Annotated in this window: 19 protein-coding genes and 1 other annotated feature; of the genes, 1 reads left to right on the forward strand and 18 read right to left on the reverse strand. The window is 27.4% G+C overall.

Features of this window, described 5'->3' with window-relative positions:
• Positions 1–125 precede the first annotated feature (125 nt).
• From KGF41_RS08735 to KGF41_RS08785, 11 genes are all read right to left on the reverse strand, one after another.
• A complete protein-coding gene (locus KGF41_RS08735) occupies positions 126–803 on the reverse strand; it encodes a manganese catalase family protein (RefSeq protein WP_227827418.1) in 678 nt (225 codons plus the stop codon).
• A gap of 220 nt (positions 804–1,023) precedes the next feature.
• Complete coding sequence (ilvB, locus tag KGF41_RS08740) at positions 1,024–2,712, reverse strand: biosynthetic-type acetolactate synthase large subunit (RefSeq protein ID WP_227856604.1); 1,689 nt, start codon at positions 2,710–2,712, stop codon at positions 1,024–1,026.
• A 50-nt stretch (positions 2,713–2,762) separates the two neighbouring features.
• Positions 2,763–3,782 (reverse strand): ketol-acid reductoisomerase, encoded by a 1,020-nt coding sequence (gene ilvC / locus KGF41_RS08745; RefSeq protein ID WP_413840692.1) that lies wholly within the window; start codon positions 3,780–3,782, stop codon positions 2,763–2,765.
• A gap of 296 nt (positions 3,783–4,078) precedes the next feature.
• Positions 4,079–4,318: an ACT domain-containing protein gene (locus KGF41_RS08750; protein ID WP_227432962.1), complete on the reverse strand. Its 240-nt coding sequence runs from the start codon at positions 4,316–4,318 to the stop codon at positions 4,079–4,081.
• 104 nt (positions 4,319–4,422) lie between these two features.
• Positions 4,423–4,681, reverse strand: a binding site (T-box leader).
• A 159-nt stretch (positions 4,682–4,840) separates the two neighbouring features.
• Positions 4,841–5,602, reverse strand: a complete 762-nt coding sequence (locus tag KGF41_RS08755) for a SprT family zinc-dependent metalloprotease (RefSeq protein ID WP_227840601.1) — start codon at positions 5,600–5,602, stop codon at positions 4,841–4,843.
• The gene (locus tag KGF41_RS08760; protein WP_227827415.1) at positions 5,602–6,429 is read right to left on the reverse strand and encodes an XdhC family protein; all 828 of its coding nucleotides are present in this window, start codon (positions 6,427–6,429) and stop codon (positions 5,602–5,604) included. Before KGF41_RS08760 ends, KGF41_RS08755 begins: the two co-directional genes overlap by 1 nt.
• Before the next feature lie 41 nt (positions 6,430–6,470).
• Positions 6,471–7,226, reverse strand: a complete 756-nt coding sequence (locus KGF41_RS08765; RefSeq protein WP_227856577.1) for a DUF3298 and DUF4163 domain-containing protein — start codon at positions 7,224–7,226, stop codon at positions 6,471–6,473.
• Between the two features lie 42 nt (positions 7,227–7,268).
• Positions 7,269–8,138, reverse strand: coding sequence for an anti-sigma-V factor rsiV (locus tag KGF41_RS08770; RefSeq protein ID WP_227827413.1), 870 nt, complete (start codon positions 8,136–8,138; stop codon positions 7,269–7,271).
• An 11-nt stretch (positions 8,139–8,149) separates the two neighbouring features.
• Complete coding sequence (locus KGF41_RS08775) at positions 8,150–8,632, reverse strand: RNA polymerase sigma factor (RefSeq protein ID WP_227827412.1); 483 nt, start codon at positions 8,630–8,632, stop codon at positions 8,150–8,152.
• Between the two features lie 51 nt (positions 8,633–8,683).
• On the reverse strand, positions 8,684–9,640 hold the full coding sequence (locus tag KGF41_RS08780; protein WP_227827411.1) for a peptidylprolyl isomerase: 957 nt from the start codon (positions 9,638–9,640) through the stop codon (positions 8,684–8,686).
• Positions 9,641–9,709: 69 nt separating this feature from the next.
• Positions 9,710–10,543 (reverse strand): polysaccharide deacetylase family protein, encoded by an 834-nt coding sequence (locus tag KGF41_RS08785; protein ID WP_227856578.1) that lies wholly within the window; start codon positions 10,541–10,543, stop codon positions 9,710–9,712.
• A gap of 500 nt (positions 10,544–11,043) precedes the next feature.
• On the opposite strand from KGF41_RS08785, the gene KGF41_RS08790 reads away from it, so the two are divergent.
• Positions 11,044–11,892, forward strand: coding sequence for an MBL fold metallo-hydrolase (locus KGF41_RS08790; RefSeq protein ID WP_227850664.1), 849 nt, complete (start codon positions 11,044–11,046; stop codon positions 11,890–11,892).
• A 92-nt stretch (positions 11,893–11,984) separates the two neighbouring features.
• Here the strand turns inward: KGF41_RS08790 and KGF41_RS08795 are convergent, their stop codons facing one another.
• From KGF41_RS08795 to hisC, 7 genes are all read right to left on the reverse strand, one after another.
• A complete protein-coding gene (locus KGF41_RS08795) occupies positions 11,985–13,322 on the reverse strand; it encodes an APC family permease (protein ID WP_227827408.1) in 1,338 nt (445 codons plus the stop codon).
• A gap of 809 nt (positions 13,323–14,131) precedes the next feature.
• The gene (gene hisIE / locus KGF41_RS08800) at positions 14,132–14,800 is read right to left on the reverse strand and encodes a bifunctional phosphoribosyl-AMP cyclohydrolase/phosphoribosyl-ATP diphosphatase HisIE (protein WP_227827407.1); all 669 of its coding nucleotides are present in this window, start codon (positions 14,798–14,800) and stop codon (positions 14,132–14,134) included.
• A gap of 28 nt (positions 14,801–14,828) precedes the next feature.
• A complete protein-coding gene (gene hisF / locus KGF41_RS08805) occupies positions 14,829–15,587 on the reverse strand; it encodes an imidazole glycerol phosphate synthase subunit HisF (RefSeq protein ID WP_227827406.1) in 759 nt (252 codons plus the stop codon).
• A complete protein-coding gene (gene hisA, locus KGF41_RS08810) occupies positions 15,569–16,291 on the reverse strand; it encodes a 1-(5-phosphoribosyl)-5-[(5-phosphoribosylamino)methylideneamino]imidazole-4-carboxamide isomerase (RefSeq protein WP_227827405.1) in 723 nt (240 codons plus the stop codon). The genes hisF and hisA overlap by 19 nt, the downstream gene beginning before the upstream one ends.
• Positions 16,288–16,893, reverse strand: coding sequence for an imidazole glycerol phosphate synthase subunit HisH (gene hisH, locus KGF41_RS08815; protein WP_227856579.1), 606 nt, complete (start codon positions 16,891–16,893; stop codon positions 16,288–16,290). Before hisH ends, hisA begins: the two co-directional genes overlap by 4 nt.
• A gap of 1 nt (position 16,894) precedes the next feature.
• Entirely contained in the window at positions 16,895–17,473 is a 579-nt protein-coding gene (gene hisB, locus KGF41_RS08820; protein ID WP_227827403.1) for an imidazoleglycerol-phosphate dehydratase HisB, read from the reverse strand.
• A gap of 2 nt (positions 17,474–17,475) precedes the next feature.
• Positions 17,476–18,525, reverse strand: coding sequence for a histidinol-phosphate transaminase (gene hisC / locus KGF41_RS08825; protein WP_227827402.1), 1,050 nt, complete (start codon positions 18,523–18,525; stop codon positions 17,476–17,478).
• Positions 18,526–18,533 lie beyond the last annotated feature (8 nt).

Here is an 18,533-nt window from a genome sequence, read left to right on the forward strand (position 1 = left end):
ATACACTTATAATAAGTGTATACCCACTTTTAACTGTATATATTTAAGTTTTTATCTACTTAATTCCTCTAGGCAAATAATTTTTTAAATACCTACCAAAACAAAACAATACAAGAAATATCAAGCTATTTCTTTAAGGGTTTTTCAAAAGAAGGAGGATTGATATCTATCTTAGTATCATGATTTGGTCCTGGAGTTGATAAATCGAAATATAGCTTAGAATCTTCTGTAACTCCAAAATCCTTGTTTGAACCTGTATCTTTAACCTTATTTAAAGCATCTCTAAATAAAGCATTATGCGCTTCTTCTCTATTAAGCAAAAAGTCAATTGTTTCTTTTACATATTTATCATCAATTTGTCTATATAGATACTCATAAACTACCTTTGCTCTTTGTTCAGAAGCTATATTTGAAAGTAAATCAGCTACTAAATCTCCTGTAACTGTAACATAATCAGCAGTCCATGGAGCTCCTGATGAATTTATTAATACTGGTGATAATCCAGTTAAGACATGCGTTTCTATTTCCCCTGTATCAACTGCTTTGTAATCAACATCATGCCCATTTAATAAATTTATAGTTTGACCTACCATTTCCATATGACTAAGTTCTTCTGCTGCTATATCAAGAAATAAATCTTTTATTTGGGGGTCTTTTATTCTAAAACTTTGAGCTAAATATTGCATTGCTGCTTTTAATTCTCCATTTCCACCACCTAACTGTTCTTGCATCAAAACAGCATATTGAGGGTTTGGTCTTTCTACTTTTACTTCTTTTAATAAAGCTTTATCATGCTTAAACATATGAATACCTCCGTAAATTATTATTCAAAATTATTATTTACTTAAATTACATTATTATTCTAAATTACATTATTAATATTTAATCAATACTTTATCATACATGCATTAAATTATTACAAAACTAAAAAATATTAATCTATACTTAAGATTATTGCAAAATAAAAAACTGAATACCAATAAAATTTTAATAAAAAACTTTATCAATATTCAGTATCAAATTTTAATTACATATCAAATTTTCTAATGCATCATTGGGAGCTACAATAGGATAAACATCATAGTCTTTATCTATATCACATTGTAAAAATACAGGTTTATTAAAATCTATTGCATCCAAAGCTCTTTCTAATCCATCCATATCACATGCCTTATATCCATCTATATTATAAGCATTTACAAGCTTAACATAGTCTACATTTTCATTAATATCAGTTTGAGAGTATCTTTGATTAGAAAATAATTTCTGCCATTGTCTTACCATTCCTAGAGTTCTGTTATTAAGCAACAAAATAAGCATAGGCACATTATAATTTGCAACTGTAGCTAACTCATTACAGTTCATTCTAAAGCTTCCATCACCAGTGACTAAAACTACATTTTTATCTAAGTTACCAACTTTAGTTCCAATAGCAGCTCCTAAACCAAATCCCATCGTTCCTAGACCTGCTGATGTTATAAAACTTTTATTTCCTTTAAAGTCCCAATACTTAGCAGACCACATTTGATGCTGACCAACATCAGTAACAACTACAGTTGGATTTCCCAATTGTTCATATTTATCGTTTATTTTTATAAGTATATTTTGTGGATGGAACTCTTTTTCCTCTACACCCTCACCTTTTCTAAAGGTCTTTATTTCCTCTTTCCAATTGCTATTGTCCTTACTTTCAACCCTTTCTAGTAGTAAACTAAGAACCATCTTTACATCTCCAACTAAAGATACATTGGACTTTATATTTTTACTTATTTCAGATGGGTCTATATCTATGTGTATTATTTTTGCATTTTTAGCAAATTCAGAACTTTTACTTATTACTCTATCACTAAATCTTGCACCTATTGCTATCACTAAATCTGAATTAGAAAGTGCCAAATTACTTTCTCTACTTCCATGCATTCCAACCATACCAAGAGATAGTTCATTTTTTCTATCTATATTTCCAAGCCCCATAAGTGTATTTAATACAGGTGTATCTATCTTCGTTGCAAATTTTACAAGAACTTCTTCACTATCTGAAGATTTAACTCCCCCACCAGCATAGATTATAGGTTTTTTGGACTCTTTTATTATATCTACTGCATCTTTTAAAAGCTTAAGGTTGTTTTCATCATCTAAGTCAAAATCATCCTTATAATCCATATACTCATCTATTTGACATAAATCATAATCCTCATCATTAAAATCCATCTCTGCTAAAAATAAATCCTTTGGAACATCTACAAGTACAGGTCCTTTTCTTCCTGAGTTTGCAACTCTAAAAGCTTCTTTTATTGTAGATACTAACTCTTTAGTATTTCTAACTAGATAATTGTGCTTTGTCATAGATAGGGTTGCTCCAGTTATATCAATTTCTTGAAAAGAATCTTTACCCAATAAACTAGTTGGAACTTGACCTGAAATTACAACCATAGGAGAAGAATCCATAAAAGCTGTTGCTATACCAGTTATAGCATTCGTTGCTCCTGGCCCAGACGTTGTAAAACAAACCCCCACTGTATTAGTACTTCTTGCATATCCATCTGCTGCATGAACCAAACCTTGTTCATGTGAAGTCCTTATATGTTTAAAATCATCTAGATAATCATATAGAGCATCATAAAGAGGTATTACTGCTCCACCAGGATATCCAAATATTGTGTCAACGCCCTCTTTCTTCAAACATTCTAAAATTACCTTTGCTCCATTAATACGCACTACTATGCACCACTCTTTCCCTCAAACTAATCCATTTAATATATTTATTTCAAGAATGACATCATACTTCTTAGATTTCTACCAACTTCAGCTATTTCTGTAGTATATTCTGCTTCTCTAGTTTTTAGGAAGTTCTCACGCCCTTCTTCATTTTCTTTAATCCATGCCTTAGCAAATTTTCCATTTTGTATATCTTCTAATACATCTTGCATACCTTGTTTTGCTGCATCAGTTATTACTCTTTTACCAGATACATAATCTCCATATTCTGCTGTATCACTTATACTGTATCTCATTCTTTCAAATCCACCTTCATATATAAGGTCAACTATTAGTTTCATTTCATGTAGACATTCAAAATATGCTACTTCTTTTTGATACCCTGCATCTACAAGTGTCTTATATCCTAACTTTATAAGTTCACTTATACCACCACAAAGTACTGATTGCTCTCCAAATAAGTCAGTTTCTGTTTCTTCTTTAAAAGTAGTTTCTAAAACGCCTGCTCTTGTAGCTCCTATTCCTTTTGCATATGCCAAAACTGTCTCTGTGGCTTTTTTAGTGTAATCTTGATATACTGCAAACAATGCTGGAACTCCACTTCCTTTAGTAAATACATTTCTAACTAGGTGACCAGGTCCTTTAGGAGCTACCATTACAACATCAACAAATTCTGGTGGTTGTACTTGATTATAGTGTATATTGAATCCATGAGCAAATGCTAGTGTCTGACCTTCTTTTAAATTATCTCTAACACTTTCTTCATAAACTTTCTTTTGCTTTTCATCAGGCATTAACAACATTGTTAAATCACTTTCTCTCGTAGCTTCTGCCACACTCTTTACTTCAAATCCATCCTCTTTTGCTTTTTGCGCTGACTTGCTTCCATCATAAAGCCCTATCACTACATCCACACCATTATCTCTAAGGTTTTGTGCATGTGCATGACCTTGACTACCATATCCTAAAACTGCAACCTTTTTATTTTTTAAAACCTCTAAATTTACATCATTTTCATAATACATCTTTGCCATCTTTACTTCCTCCCAATATTTTCTCTTAATTATTTTATGATATTTATTTTTATTAGAAATTTATACTCATTATCATTAGTTCTATATTACTTAACAAACTTTATTTTCTAATTTATAGAATTTTAATCTTTAGAATCTCAATACTTATAATTTTTAATAATCTTAATATTTATAATTTTCAGTTTTTAAAATTTGTAATTGCTTTATAATTTCAATGATAATCGTATTTTCAATCTAAGATTTTTCTCATTTAATATTTATCTTTAGTTTTTATTTAAACATTAGTTTCTTCATATTTGTTTTTAATTTTTATAAGTCATGTTTGATTAGTGTCTCACCTGTTCAACAGTTATTTCTCTTATATCATGTAGTTTCTTCATATGATTTAAGACACTATCTAGAGATGTCTTTTCTTCGTTTACTATCAATTTTATACCTGAATTATTCATATTATCTACAGTCATACTTATTGATTGTATATCAACTTCTCTTCTTCTCAGTGTCATTGCCACTCTTAAAAAAGAATCTATCCCTTGGTTTAATTTAGCATATACAGTATTTTCCATAAAAAACTCCTCCTTATTTTTTTATTATTATTTTATATGGATTAATCTTTTATATTGCTTAAATTAAAAAAACTTTCGTCTTTATAAGCAATATAAATATTACTTATAAGGACGAAAGTTAAATTCCGCGGTACCACCTTATTTGTAGATATAAAAAATACATCTACCTCTCTTTTTTCAGGTCGGGTAATTGATTACCTTAACCTTAGCCATATAACGTTGGCAGACGTTTGTACTTACTAAAATATATTCAGTACAAAAGCTCCAGAGTGATCATTATACTACTGTTAACACCAATTCTCAGCAACATTGGTTCTCTGTGGATAACTCCATTAGTATTGTTGTCTCTGTCATTGCTTTTATTTATTTAATTTTATTTTTTAACTTTGTTTTGCTGTTAATATAGATTATATTATCTATCTTTTATAATGTCAACGACTTTTTTAAAATTTTCAGATTATTTATTTTCTTCAAAATAATCATTTTTCTATATTTTAAATCCACATTTTGAAATAATCGTTTTCATATTGTTATCTTATACCCATTTTTTTTAAGCCAATTTTCTTTATCTTTATAATCTGGCATAATATTTTTTACCAAATCATAAAATTTTTTTGAGTGATTCATATGTAATAAATGACTAAATTCATGTATTATTATATAATCAATGACATCTAACCTCGCCATAGATATTTTTGAATTTATATAAATATTTTTTTGAGATGTACAACTCCCCCACCTACTTTTTTGTTCTTTTACTTTTACATTAACTGGTGTTAGTTGCTTCATTATATCACAATTCGATTTAAGATAATCTATTCTTTCTGAGACGATTCTTTGACTTTCTTTTTTGTACCAGTACTTCAAAGATTTTTTAATAAAGTCTTTACTTGTATCATTGGTTTGAACAATTATTTTAGATTCATCAATATTTATTTTACAATTACTTTTTTTAACACAAGCCTCCAAAGTTTCATTTATAATTAAACAATACTCTTCACCAAGATAGAGAAATTTATCCCCTGTCATGAATGTTCTTTCTCTATATACTTCTTCTCTATCTTTATATTCAGAAGATTTTTTAAGTATCCAATCTCCTTTTTTAAGTATTATGTCTCTTATTGTTTTTTTAGAAACTTTAGGAGGACTTATTACAATTACTTTACCAAATGAGTCTATTTTTATACAAATATTTTTTCTGTTCTTATAAAATAAAGCTGCTTCTATTTCTTTATTTTTAAAACTAACATTTAGAATCTCATAATCTTTACTTATCATGTTCATTAATTTCTTTTTTCCTTATTTGCCCTGCAATTTATAAGTTCAGCTGCTATACATACAGCTATTTCTGCTGGTGTCTGAGCATCTAATTTTATTCCTATTGGCGCATGTACTTTATTTAGTTCTTCCTTACTGAACCCATTTTTCATAAGTTTTTCATACGTCAATCCAATTTTTGTTCTACTTCCAATCATACCTATATAACAAGGATTCGTTTTAAGAGCCCATTCCAGTGAACTTGAATCATACAAGTGACCTCTTGTTAAAATAATTATATAGCTATTTTCATCAATTGGAAAATCTGGTATATTTTCAAAAGAATCTAAAACTACTACCTCTGAATCTGGAAATCTTTCAGAATTAGCAAATTCCTCTCTATCGTCTATTACTACTGTCCTAAATTCTAAAAGTGATAATATTACTGCTACATCTTTTGAAATATGACCTGCCCCAAATATATATGCTTTACTTATATTTTCTTTTAAGTTTTTATTAAATCTTTCTAAATTACTCTTCAATTTACTATCAATAAAATCTATCTGTATTTCTCCAGTACCACCACATATCATTCCAAGCTTTGCTATATCAGTTTTATTTAGAGTAAATTTATACAACATTGACTCTCTATTTTTTATAACATTAATTGAATGTTTTATGCATGTTGCTTCTACACTTCCTCCACCTACAGAACCAAATATAGAACCATCACTTTTTACAATCATCATTGCTCCAGTTTCACGTGGTGTTGAACCTGAGTGAGAAGTTATTGTAGCAAATGCAAAGTCCTCGTTATTTTCTATTAACTTTATCGCTTGTTCATATATATTCATATATTTCTCCTTACCTGTCTATTTAAAAATCTTCTATATGTCTACTTTAAATTTTTTATTACTTTGTCTGGTATTACAAACTCAACTGGCCCCATATAACCAGGAGCCACTTCATATTCATCAAAACTAATTACAAGGTTTCCATCTTTATTAAAATAGAAATCTTGATACTTATTTATAGACTCAAAATTTTTTACTGGGGAATCTTTTTCTTGGTCTATAAAATATGATTTTGTATTGTCTTTCTTAATTTGATTTTTCATCTGTTCTTTTATATTATCACTTATAACATCTATATATCTACTATCTTTAAAAAATATTGGTAAATTTAATAGTATTTCTCTATTTTTATCAATAGTATAATGCGTTTTAGTTACATATGAAGAAGCTTCTATCTCTTCTTTTTTAACTTCTATAGATAAAAAATCCTTAGAATTATTTTTTACACTATAACTTACATTTAAGTATCTATGACCTTTATTATTTTCTTTTTTCATTTTATTCTGAAATTCACTATAAAGCTTTTTCCCATTTTCCATAAATTCATTGTTTAATTTATTCTCTAAATCTTTATCTTTTAAACCTTCTATCTTAGGAACTCTAATATTAACTTCATAATTATCCTGTTTTAGACTATAATTTTTAGCATTTATTACTTTTATCTGATTCTTTTTTACAAGTTTATTAGAAGAACTTCCTGCAAATATAGGATGTACATTTACTAATGCTACAAGTAGGCACACTGAAATCACAGCAATTTTAAATATAGATTTTTTAAGTTTTTTATATGTATTCATATTAACCTCCTTAATATATTTATATATAAATTACTATTCTATTTACAAATCTTTTATTACTTTATATGGGATTACAAATTCTACTGAACCCATATAACCAGGTGCTACTTCAAACTGGTCAAAACAAATTACAAGGTCTTCATTCTTATTAAGATAGAAATCTTGATATTTATTTATTGTTTTAAAATCTTTAACAGGAGAATCTTTTCCTTGGTCTATAAAATATGATTTTGTACTGTCATTTTTCATTTGATTTCGCATTTGTTCTTTTATATTATCACTAATAACTTTTATATATTTATCATCCTTAAAAAGCATAGGTAAAGTTAAAACTATTTGTCTTTTTTTATCAACATTATAATGTATTTTACTCACATATGATGATGCTTCTATTTCATTTTTTGTCATTTCTATTGATAGAAAATCTTTAGAATTATTTTTAACACTGTAACTTAAACTTAAGTATTTATGCCCCTTATTTTTTGATAATTCTATTTTTTCCATTCTATTTTGAAATTCATCATAAAGCCTCTTTCCATCTTCCATAAAACTATTATTTAATCTCTTCTCTAAATTTTTATCTTTTAAACCTTGTATTTTAGGAATATCAATTTTAGCTTCATAGTTTTCGTTCTTTAAACTATAATTTTTTATAGTTACTACTTCTACTAATCCTCCGATTATAGGTAATTTAGAAAAGTTATCTGCAAATACAGGACTTATATTTACTAATACTATAAACATACAGGCTGAAGCCATAATAACTTTAAATCTCCATCTATTTATCTTTTTATTTTGTTCGCAATATATATCTTTTATTTTCTTATGATTTATTATAGTATCTAGTTTCTTTGGTATTGGAATTTTATGATACTCATCTCTTAACTTATCTAACCTTTCTTTGTTTGTCATTCTTTTTATCCCTACTCTTCAATTTTTAATTTTAATTTTTTTAAAGCAGTATATAACCTAGTTTTAACAGTATTCACATTTTCATCCAATATTATTGCTACTTCTTCAATCTTTAAATCTTCAAAAAATCTCAATATTATAATAGATTTATATTCAATAGGTAATTCTTCTAACGCTTTTTTTAGGTCTAAATCAGTATACTTGTCATATTCTCCTGTCTCATCTATAAGAGTGATATCTGTCATGTTGTTATATTTACGGTTTTTTCTAATAAAATCTATACTCGTTCTAACTAGAATTTTATAAAACCATGTTTTTATATAATTTACTTCTTTAAGGTTTTCTACTGAATATAAAGCCTTATACATGGCTTCTTGAACCACATCTAAGGCGTCTTCCTCATTTTTTGTATAACTATATGCAATTCTATAAAAAGAGTCTTTATTATCGATAATGTATCTCTCAACTTTCCTTCTCTTTAAACTCTTAAACATTCCTGTAAAATCTCCCTCCGGCTACAGGCTAGGATTGAGTTTTTATAGATTCTATCTCTCTACTTTTGCACTTTCGTTCAATTTTTTTATGTGCTCAATATATTTTTCGTTTAAAATAGATTCTCTTACTAAACTCTGACACTCATTAAGACTTTTTTGTCTTTCTCTTTTATCAGTAACTTTGACTATATGATATCCATAACTAGTTTCAAAAACACCTGAAACCTCATTTTTCTTTAATTTGAATACTTCTTTTGTAAATTCAGCATTTTTATCATTTTTTGAAAAATATCCTAGCTGACCTCCATTTTTTCCAGTCGCTTTGTCATCGGAATATTTTTTAGCTAATGCTTCAAAACTTTCTCCATTTTTGATTTTAGTCAATATACTCTCGGCCTCTTTTTTTAAAGCTTCTTTTTTATCCTTACTTACTTCTTTTTTATTTTTATCTAAAGTTGATATCAATATTTGAGAAGCACTTACTTCTTCTACATTAAAATCTTTTTTATGATTTACATAATAAGATTCCATCTCGGCATCACTTATATTTATTTTATTTTCAAAGGCTTTTTTACTTTTGTCTATGGCTAAATCTCTAGATATTATTTGTTTTAAATATTCCTTATCTACACCTGCTTTGTCCATTTTTTCTTTATAGCTTGTATTCAAATTAATTTCATTTTCTAGTTCTTGATATTTTGAGTCTATATCACTTTTACTTGGAGTTAATCCTTTATCCTTAGCCTCTTGATATAAAAGTTCATTATCCACCATAAACGATATTATAACATTTTCTAGTTTATTTCTACCTTTTTTATCCAAACTTTTTTCCATTTCATCCAAAGATTGACCATTTATATAACTATTAGTAGCAGATAAGACTGCCTTTGTTTTTTCATATTGCGCCTTCGTGATTTCTACATCATTCACTTTAGCTAAACTTTTATTACAACCAGCCATCATTAAAGATAGTATTCCAACCATTCCTATACAAAGTTTTTTATTCAAAACACTTACACCTCACTCATTTTTTATTTTCAATTTTTAAAACTCTTAATCAACATTTTTTTATTTTTACTATTCTAAATTGCGTAACCAATAATTTTTTGGTATTTGATTTTGCTCTACTGCTGCAAATTCATAGCCTTCATCTGATAAAAATTTTAAAATTGAATCTAAAGCTTCTGCACTTTGTTTTTTCTCATGCATTAAAACTACAAGTTGATCTTTATCTTCACTTTTTCTATTCTTAATATGAGTTTTTACATTTTGTACAATTTGTGCAGAATTAGATTTCCAGTCTTCAGTATCTAAATCCCAATCCCAAATTTTATACCCTGCATCAACTAAGGCTTGATATGAAGCTTGTGGAGTATATGGTTTACTTCCATAAGGAATTCTTATTACTTTTGAATGTTTACCAGTTATACTATAAAGAGTCTGATCATTCGTATCAAATTCATCTTTTGCTGATGTACTAGTAACATAAAGTTTATGAATATCATGAGATACACTATGAAAACCTGCTGTGTTCCCATTTTTAATTATATTTTTAACTTGCTGTGGATATTCCTTCATATTTCCATCTATCATAAAAAAAGTTGCTTTAACATTATACTTATTTAAAGTTTTTATCATTTGGTCAGTAAATTTAGATGGACCATCATCTATAGTTATGTATGCTACTTTTCCAGAACTTTTACTAGGCCCTTTACTAACTTCTGCTGATGTATTAGACATTATATCTGTAATAGTAGAACTTGATAGTTTAGCATTTCTACTAATTTCATCTTCTTTCATGTTCATATAACTAACTCGCATACCAATTATTATAAATGCTAAACAAACTACTATAGCACTTAAAAGCAAATACAATTTCTTTCTATTTATTTTTTTCTTTTTATTTCTCATCGTTCGACCTCCAATATTACTATATTTTTACATTTATATTTTTGTAGTATTTTAGAATCATAATCTTCACTACATATATATAGACGTTGAACTTCGACAAAAAGTTTTACCTAATTTTTAAAATTTGTTATTTTGATGATTATTATGCTGTATAATTTCTGTATAATTGTATAGAATGTTGAAAATTGAGTATTATATAGTGTTTTTTACAATTAATACTAGTTAAAATGTCGTTTCTATTTTTTAAAATTTATAATTTTTTTCTATAAAATAGAAATTTTAAATAAGAAATATATTACGAAAACACTATTATTTCTTATTTGACTTCATATGTTATATATTCATATACAATTGTTTTTGTTATTAAATAAAAATTTATAAACTTGTCTACAAAGTGTTATACTTTATAGGCAATTTTTTACATTACAACATAATAATTTGTTACAATGTAAGTATTAGTTGTATAAAAATTCTAAAAATATTATTGGGAGGTATTGTTTATGAAGGTAATTTCTTTAATTGAAAATATTTCTGGCTCCAAAAACTTAAAATCTGAACATGGTTTATCTTTGTTTTTAGAAATTAATGATAAAAGATATATATTAGATACAGGAAAAAGTGGAGATTTTATAGGAAATGCTAAAAATTTAAATGTTGATTTATTAAATTTAGATGCACTTGTAATATCTCATAATCATTCAGACCATATTGGTGGTATAGATAAATTTTTTGAAATTAATAAAGATATTAATGTTTATATAAAATCGCAAGCTAAATTATATGAATATTTCTACCATAACGAAAATCAGCAAGAAAACTACTATATAGGAAATAGAAAAGGCTTGTTTGAAGATTTTAATAAAAACTTCATTTGGATAGATGATTTTTACAAACTTAGTGAAAATCTTTATATCTGCTCTGATAAAAACAATAATAAAGATTTCTTTTGTAGAGACAAAAATCTGTTAAAATTTAAAGACAATATGTTCATTGAAGATGATTTTAAGCACGAATTATTCTTAATATATGTGGATGGAGACTATGTATCAATAATAAGTAGTTGTAGTCATAGTGGAATTGTAAATATCGCTCATACGGTTAAAAAATACTTTCCAGATAAATCAATTAAGTTTATTATTGGAGGATTTCATATGGATAATTTATCAAAACAGGGTGGACTTAACTGTTCTACAGAATACATAGATGATGTCATAAAGGAACTTAACACAATTGGTTTTCAGAAAATATATACATTCCATTGTACAGGACTAGTTGCATTTGATTACATGAAAGAATTACTTGGAGACAAAATAGAATATTTTAAGACAGGTGACTTTTTAGAAGTGTAATTTTATAAACTAAAAATAAAAAAATAAAATCCCAATCTATCTATAGATAGATTGGGATTTTATTTTTCATATAATCATAAAGTATTTATAAACTAGTTAGACTCATTTTTTGTTCTCTTAGTCATATAAGCATACACTGGTAATCCTATAGCTGTTATTATAAGACCTCCAACAGATATCATAGTAGTTTTCATACCTGCGAAGCATAATTGATTAACTACGACAAATATACCACTCACTATAGCTATTATTGGAACAATTGGATATAGTGGTACTTTGTATTCTCTTGGTATATCTGGGTGAGTTTTTCTAAGCTTCATTACCCCTATAAATGTCAATACATAGAATATCCAAGTAGCAAATACTGCTAAATCAGTTAATAAATTAAATTGACCTGATAAAGCATAAATAGCTGCAAGAACAGATACTAATGCTATAGAATTTGCTGGAACTTGAGCAGAATTTAATTTAGAAAACACCTTATATTTAGGCAAAGTTTTATCTGTTGCCAAAGTATAGGCCACTCTTGAACCAGTTAATAAGAATCCATTTAATGCTCCAAATACTGAAATTAATATACCTACAGATATTATTTTTCCACCTATTGAACCAAATATAACCTCAGCAACTGCTGATGCTGGTGAAGCGTAAGTAGCTAGTTCACTAGCTGGTAATACCCAAAGATATGCCAAGTTTATTACAAAGTAAACAGCCATAACTACTGATAATCCACCTATTATAGCTTTTGGAAGGTCTTTTCCTGGATTTTTCATTTCTCCAGCCAAAGTACCAACATTCATCCATCCATCAAATGCAAATAATATAGCAATTAAAACTTGACCTATTACACTACCTAGACTTAGTCCTTCACCAACCATAGGACTAAGTATTGGATTATCTCCACCACCTTTAATAAATCCAACAATCATTATTAATATAAGTGGTATTAATTTACATATCGTAGAAATTGTTTGTATAGCTCCCCCAGTTTTTGAACCCAACATATTCAACCCTGCAACTATCACTATAATCCCAATTGCTATTGGAAGTAATAATGATGAATTACCAATTAAAGCTGATGCTTGCTCTCCAAATATGACACCTAATGCTGCCATCATCCCAGGATAAAATAATACAATTTGCATCCATCCAGTTAAAAATCCTAATTTATCTCCATAAATCTCTTTTATATATACCATCATTCCACCAGTTTTTGGTATTGCAACTGATACCTCTGCAGCTGTAAGCCCAGCTGTTATAGTTATGATTCCTGCTATTAACCATGCCAATATACCAAGTCCTGGAGCTCCTCCAGTTAATGTATAAACTGCTTGTGGTTTAAAAAATACACCTGCCCCTATTACTGAACCTACAACAGTTGATAATGCTGCAGATACACCAAGAGTCTTTTTTAGCTCACTATTTCCCATTTTTTTCCTCCTACTTCATCTTATTTAATTTTAATTTCATAGTTATATAAGCATCTACTATGCCAATATTATAGAAAAATAGTTTTTATTATTTATTAAAATAAAATAACATATGCTAAGCTTTTGTAAATTTTAATTTTAACTAAAATTAAAATTTTTTTAAAAAAATTATAAAAATTAAAAATCCAAATACGATGATACTTTCTTCATAACAGTTAAATTGTTTTACATTTAAATATCCATTTGCCTCTTAGAATAGCTTACATCCCTAAGTCAAAATTAATTTAAATCTTTTGCAATAAAATTTCACTGTTTTTCAAAACATTTTATTATATTCATATAATTTGTATTTTATTATTAATTTTTTTGACGGAATAATATCATTTTTATTTATTTTATAGCTTGTTTTATAGTAATAAATAATTTAACAATTTATTATAACCCAAATTAAACCATAAATCAAAATTAATATTTTATTTTTTAGTAAAAAATAAAATATTAATTTTGAAAACGTTTACTTTTTATTAAAATTTAGCCTATTCCATCTTAAAATATATCCTTTTTAAGCCCATATTATTCAATATGAAAATTAATTCAAAATCATTCTTCTTAAATATTAATTAGATAATGATGTTTTTTCTAAAACAAATAATGTATTATAATCGTTTTGTAGATAAATTGTATACATAATAAACTTAAGCAAGAAACCTTCGATTTTACTCTACAATATAAAAATAGAAAATAAGAAAGTATACCATTTTTTCTAAAAAACGGTATACTTTCTTATTTTCTATCAATCTATCTTTATTCTATTTTCTTCTTTTAATTAATTCTTTTTTTATTTCATCAATTTCAACATCTTTTTCTATCATTAAAACCAATGTATGATATACTAAATCACTAATTTCATAAATAAGTTCACTTTTATCTTCATTTTTTGAAGCTATAATTACTTCACTGCTTTCCTCTCCAACTTTTTTAAGAATTTTATCCAAACCTTTATCAAAAAGATAGTTAGTATAAGACCCCTCAATAGGATTATTTTTTCTTTCATTTATTAAATCATATAATTCTTTTAATGTATTTTTTTGTACTTCAAAATCAATTTTATCAGTATCATCAAATAAATCTCTATAGAAACAAGAATAATTACCTGTATGGCAAGCTACACCTGTTTGTTCAACTAAAAGTAATATTGTATCTACATCACAATCATAAGAAATTTTGACTACTTTTTGAATATTTCCAGATGTCTCACCTTTAATCCATAATTCTTGTCTACTTCTGCTAAAGTAACAAGCTATTTTTTCTCTTAAAGTTTTCTTTATAGACTCCTCATTCATATATGCTAACATCAATACATCTTTACTTATTACATCCTGAACAACAGCAGGAATTAATCCTTTATCATCAAATTTTACATTTTTTATAAATTCTTCAAATTCTTCACTGCACATATTATTACATTTATCATTCATTTTCCCATTCTCCTTATAGATATTTAATTTATAATCTTACTTCTACACCCATTTCTTTTAAATACTTCTTCAAATCCTTTATTTTTATCTCTCCAAAATGAAAAACAGATGCTGCTAAAATTCCATCTACATTAGATTCTTTGACTGCTTCATAGAAATCTTCCATTTTCCCAGCCCCTCCAGATGCTATAACAGGTACATTTACTAAAGATGTTATTTTTGAAAGTAACTCTATATCATATCCATTTTTCATTCCGTCTTCATCCATACTATTTACAACAATCTCTCCAGCTCCAAGTTCAACACCTTTAACTGCCCATTCAATTACATCTAAATCTGTTTTCTCTCTACCACCTTTTACATATACACTCCATGAACCTTCTTCATTTTTTTTTGCATCTATTGATAAAACTACACATTGTGCACCAAACTTTAATGAGGCTTCTCTTATTAATTCAGGATTTTTTACTGCTGATGAATTTATAGAAACTTTATCAGCACCTTTTCTTAAAATATTAGTAAAATCTTCTAATTTATTTACTCCTCCACCCACACAAAATGGGATATTTATATTTTCTGCAACTTTAGATACAAATTCTAAAGATGTCTTTCTGTCTTCATTTGATGCAGTTATATCATAAAATACAAGTTCATCTGCACCACAGTCACTATAAAATTTTCCAAGGACTTCTGGACTATCAACATCCACTATATCTGTAAATTTTTTCCCCTTTACAACTCTTCCATTTCGTACATCTAGGCATGGTATTATTCTTCTAGTAAGCATAGTTGTTGAGCCTCCTTAAAGTCTATCTTCTTATCATAAAGTGCTTTACCTATTATTGCTCCATATAAGTTCATATTTTTAAGTTTTTTGATGTCTTCAATAGAAGTCACTCCCCCAGAAGCAATAACATTTAAAGATGTCTCTTTTGATATTTTTTCATATATATCAAAGTTTGGACCTTGAAGCATACCATCTTTTGATATGTCTGTATAAACAATCGTCTTTACTCCTGTTTTTTCAAGTTGTTTACATAAAGTAAGAGAATCTACATTACTTACAACTTCCCAACCTCTAACCGCTACCTTTCCATCTTTAGCATCAATTGAAACAACAATTTTTTCTTGATATTCATTAACCAACTCTTCAACTAACTCCATATTTTCAATTGCTATACTCCCAAGTATCACTCTAGTAACACCTGCTTTTATTAAATTTTGAACTTTTTCCTTGTCTCTAACCCCTCCACCTACTTGAATAGGTATTTTTATATTGTCTGCTATATTTTCAATTGTTTTTGTATTTACACCAAATTCACTTCTAGCTCCATTTAAATCTACTATATGTATATATTCTGCACCTTCATTTTTCCATTTATATGCTACCTCTAATGGATTATCATAATATACATTTACTTTATCAAAATCACCTTGAGTTAATCGTACACATTTGTTATCCTTTATATCTATTGCTGGAAATATTATCATTTTATCATCTCCCCATATGCTTTTAATATGTTTAAACCTACTTCTCCACTTTTTTCCGGATGAAATTGTATACCATATACATTATCTTTTCTAACTATAGCTGGAATCTTCTTCTCATACTCTGAAAAAGCAACAAGTTCTTCATTTGATGAATTTGCATAATATGAATGAACAAAGTATACATAGTCATCTTCTTTAATATATTTAAGGATATCATCATTTTTCTTATTAAATTTTAGATTGTTCCATCCCATATGTGGAACTTTTAAACTTATATCCAGTTTATCAATGCTACCTTCTATAAGACCTAACCCTTCATATTCTCCATATTCATAGCTTTTTTCATAAAGTAATTGCATGCCCAGACATATGCCTATTAAAAACTTTCTCTTTGACACATGTTCTTTTATTATTGGTACCAAATCTAGTTTATTTAAGGCATTTATAGAATCTCTAAAAGCTCCAACACCTGGAAGTATTAGTGAATTTGCCTCCTTTATTTCATTTAAATTGTTAGAAATTTTAGTTTCTATTCCAGCCTTTTTAAAACCTCTGGACACAGAATCTATATTTCCTAGACCATAATCTACTATTATATTCATTTTATAAGACCCCCTTTGAAGATGCTATTTCATTGGAAATTACTTCACTACCTTCTTTCAACGCTCTTGCAAATGCTTTAAAAATACTTTCTATTTTGTGATGGTCATTTTCTCCATACAAAAGGTTAATATGTAAAGTTACTCTAGATTCGTTTACAAAAGCTCTAAAAAATTCTTTAAAACACTGTGTACTCATACTACCAATCATTTGAGTATCAAACTTTGCATTAAATACAAGATATGGTCTGTTGCTTATATCAATCGATACCATGGATAAAGATTCATCCATAGGTATGTAGATAGTAGAATATCTTCTTATTCCTTTTTTATCCCCTAAAGCATTTTTAAATGCCTCTCCTATAGCTATACCTATATCCTCAACACTATGATGGTCATCTACATATATATCTCCTTTACAAATAACCTTTAAATCAAACTTACCATGAAATGCCATTAAAGTAAGCATATGGTCTAAAAATCCAATTCCAGTATCTATCTCAACTTTTCCAGTACCATCAATGTTTAGTTCTACTAAAATCTGTGTTTCAAGTGTATTTCTTTCTATCTTCCAAATTCTCATACCTAATTCTCCTTTTGAAAAATATCTTTTATAGTATTTACAAACATAATATTTTCTTCTTTATCACCAATTGTAACTCTATAATAATTTTCTAGTTTTCCACTAAACTTTCTTATTAGTATTCCTCTATCAATCAGCTTTTGTGATAAATTTTCTATCTCAGAATAAAACAATATAAAATTTGCTTGTGATTCATACACTTTGAGACCTATATCAATCATTTCTTTATATAATTTTGCTCTTTCTTTTTTTACTTCCCTTATATAAGATTTCACTACTTCTTTATTTTGCAATGCTCTTGTAGCAATGAAATCTGATAATGAATTTAAGTTATATGGAGGTCTTACCTTCTCAACAGAGTTTATTAAACTACTATTAGATAACATATATCCAGTTCTTATGCCAGCTAATCCAAATGCCTTTGATAGCGTTCTAAGAACGATTAAGTTTTCATACTCAAAAACATTCTCTAACATGCTTTCTTCCCCAAAATCCATATATGCTTCATCTAAGACTACTAAGCTGTTAGTTGAGTTTAAAAGTTTTATTATGTCTTCTCTTTTAAGTATTGTCCCTGTTGGATTATTAGGATTACAAACAATTATTATCTTTGGATTATTTTCTTTTACTTTTTCAATTACATCATCTATATTTATAACTAAATTTTCATCACTCTCAACACCTATAAACTTTGAACCATTTATCTGACTGTATATAGAGTACATGCTAAAACTTGGAGAAAAACTTAATATTGTTTCATCTTTATCTACAAAAGTATGTATTATCAAATCAATTATTTCACTTGACCCATTTCCTACTAAAAGGTTTTTCTTACTTACTCCAGAAACATCTATGTAGTTTATTATAGACTCTTTTAAATCGCTATAAGAGTCTTCAGGATATAAATTTAAATCTATATCACTATCTCCAAGCTCTTTAACAAGATACTTAAACAACTTTTTATTTCCTTCATTTGCATCAAGCTTTACCTTACAATTTACACAATTTGGTTCGTATCCCTTTAGCTCTCTTATACTTTCTTTTTCTCTCAATTTAAACC

The sequence above is a fragment of the Clostridioides sp. ZZV14-6150 genome, from assembly GCF_020657875.1.
Classification (GTDB): Bacteria; Bacillota; Clostridia; order Peptostreptococcales; family Peptostreptococcaceae; genus Clostridioides.

Bases quoted from the DNA above. Each gene is read 5' to 3' on its own strand.
- KGF41_RS08735 (WP_227827418.1), bottom strand. From the start codon at position 803: ATGTTTAAGCATGATAAAGCTTTATTAAAAGAAGTAAAAGTAGAAAGA.
- KGF41_RS08750 (WP_227432962.1), bottom strand. From the start codon at position 4,318: ATGGAAAATACTGTATATGCTAAATTAAACCAAGGGATAGATTCTTTT.
- KGF41_RS08755 (WP_227840601.1), bottom strand. From the start codon at position 5,602: ATGAACATGATAAGTAAAGATTATGAGATTCTAAATGTTAGTTTTAAA.
- KGF41_RS08760 (WP_227827415.1), bottom strand. From the start codon at position 6,429: ATGAATATATATGAACAAGCGATAAAGTTAATAGAAAATAACGAGGAC.
- KGF41_RS08765 (WP_227856577.1), bottom strand. From the start codon at position 7,226: ATGAATACATATAAAAAACTTAAAAAATCTATATTTAAAATTGCTGTG.
- KGF41_RS08770 (WP_227827413.1), bottom strand. From the start codon at position 8,138: ATGACAAACAAAGAAAGGTTAGATAAGTTAAGAGATGAGTATCATAAA.
- KGF41_RS08775 (WP_227827412.1), bottom strand. From the start codon at position 8,632: ATGTTTAAGAGTTTAAAGAGAAGGAAAGTTGAGAGATACATTATCGAT.
- KGF41_RS08785 (WP_227856578.1), bottom strand. From the start codon at position 10,543: ATGAGAAATAAAAAGAAAAAAATAAATAGAAAGAAATTGTATTTGCTT.
- KGF41_RS08790 (WP_227850664.1), top strand. From the start codon at position 11,044: ATGAAGGTAATTTCTTTAATTGAAAATATTTCTGGCTCCAAAAACTTA.
- KGF41_RS08795 (WP_227827408.1), bottom strand. From the start codon at position 13,322: ATGGGAAATAGTGAGCTAAAAAAGACTCTTGGTGTATCTGCAGCATTA.
- hisIE (WP_227827407.1), bottom strand. From the start codon at position 14,800: ATGAATGATAAATGTAATAATATGTGCAGTGAAGAATTTGAAGAATTT.
- hisF (WP_227827406.1), bottom strand. From the start codon at position 15,587: ATGCTTACTAGAAGAATAATACCATGCCTAGATGTACGAAATGGAAGA.
- hisA (WP_227827405.1), bottom strand. From the start codon at position 16,291: ATGATAATATTTCCAGCAATAGATATAAAGGATAACAAATGTGTACGA.
- hisH (WP_227856579.1), bottom strand. From the start codon at position 16,893: ATGAATATAATAGTAGATTATGGTCTAGGAAATATAGATTCTGTGTCC.
- hisB (WP_227827403.1), bottom strand. From the start codon at position 17,473: ATGAGAATTTGGAAGATAGAAAGAAATACACTTGAAACACAGATTTTA.